Source organism: Dietzia sp. B19 (genome assembly GCF_014145155.1).
In the GTDB taxonomy this organism is placed as follows: Bacteria; Actinomycetota; Actinomycetes; order Mycobacteriales; family Mycobacteriaceae; genus Dietzia; species Dietzia natronolimnaea.
Genome location: NZ_JAALED010000363.1, coordinates 1 through 1,696 on the forward strand (window position 1 = coordinate 1; position 1,696 = coordinate 1,696).

At 70.5% G+C, this 1,696-nt stretch carries 1 protein-coding gene; it reads right to left on the reverse strand.

The window, feature by feature from the left end:
- Positions 1–142 precede the first annotated feature (142 nt).
- The coding region (locus G6020_RS10840) for an alpha-1,4-glucan--maltose-1-phosphate maltosyltransferase (protein WP_182610635.1) at positions 143–1,696 on the reverse strand (1,554 nt) is incomplete at its 5' end.

Below are 1,696 nucleotides of genomic sequence, written 5' to 3' on the forward strand. Positions count from 1 at the left end.
CCCGCCTCGTCGCGGGCGACCTCCTCGGGCGTCCGCCAGGCCGCCCCGGGGTCGACGGGCGGTGGCACCCTGCCGGGCGCCGTGGCGGAGCTCTCGGTAGCGGGTCGGCCCTTGCCGTGGTGCTTTCCCATGCCGTTGTCCCTCAATCCACGATGTGCGTGCGGTAGGTCAGTTCGACCCTACGTGCTTCGTCGCAGGGCGGGACCACGACGATGTGTGCGACCGCCGTCCACGGCTCGAGTCGCACGTAGTTGCTCGAACCCCAGTGGAACTCGCTGCCGGAGACCTCGTCGTGGACGCTGAACCGGGCGTCGTCGTCGTACCCGAGGGCGGCCATGTCCAGCCGGAGGGTGCCCTCCTGGACCCCGTGCGAGTCGAGTGAGACCACCGTGAGGACGCAGTCGCCGGTGGTGGGGTCGAGTTTGGAGTAGGCGAGGATCTGGTCGTTGTCGACGTCGTGGAACCGCAGGGTGCGCAGCTGCTGGAGGGCGGGGTGCTCCCGGCGGATCCGGTTGAGGGTCCGGAGCCACGGCGCGAGGGACTGGCCCGCCGCCTCGGCACCGGCGAAGTCCCGGGGCCGGAGCTCGTATTTCTCCGAGTCCAGGTACTCCTCGCTGCCGTCGGTGACGGGCTGCCACTCGAACAGCTCGAAGCCCGAGTACACGCCCCACGCCGGGGACAGCGTGGCCGCGAGCGTCGACCGGATCGCGAACATCGCGGGGCCCCCGCGCTGCAGCGACTCGTGGAGGATGTCCGGGGTGTTGGTGAACATGTTGGGCCGGGCCTCGTCGACGTGCGCCAGCAGCTGCTCGCAGAACTCCACCAGGTCGGACTTGGTGGTCTTCCAGGTGAAGTAGGTGTACGACTGCGAGAAGCCCCGCCTGGCCAGGCCGAACATGCGGGCGGGACGGGTGAAGGCCTCGGCGAGGAACAGCACGTCCGGTTCCGTGCGCTTGACCTCGGCGATCAGGCGGCTCCAGAAGTCGGCCGGCTTGGTGTGCGGGTTGTCCACCCGGAAGATCCGTACGCCCAGGGAGGTCCACAGCCGCACGACCCGGAGCACCTCGGCGTAGATCCCCTCGGGATCGAGGTCGAAGTTGACGGGGTAGATGTCCTGGTACTTCTTGGGCGGGTTCTCGGCGTAGGCGATGTGCCCGTCGGGCAGCACCGTGAACCACTCGGGGTGCGCCTGCGCCCACGGGTGGTCCGGCGCGCACTGCAACGCCAGGTCCAGGGCTATCTCGACACCCCTCGTGGCGGAGTACTCGACCAGCTCGCGGAAATCCTCGATGGTGCCGAGCTCCGGGTGCACCGCGTCGTGGCCGCCGTCCGCGGAACCGATCGCCCAGGGCGAACCGACGTCGCCCGGGTCCGGGGTGAGCGAATTGTTGCGGCCCTTCCGGTTGACCACCCCGATCGGGTGGATGGGCGGCAGGTACACCACGTCGAAGCCCATGTCCGCGGCGTGGTCGATGTGGGTGCGCGAGGTGGCGAAGGTGCCGTGGACGGGCCGGCCCCGCTCGTCCCACCCGCCCGTGGAGCGGGGGAAGAACTCGTACCACGAGCTGAACTGGGCCTCGCGCCGGTCGACCCAGACGCGGTGGGTCTGACCGGCCGTCACCAGCTCGCGGACCGGTCCGGCGGCCATCGCGGCCGCGACCTCGTCGGACAGCGCCCGCGAGGTCCGGGTCCGGGC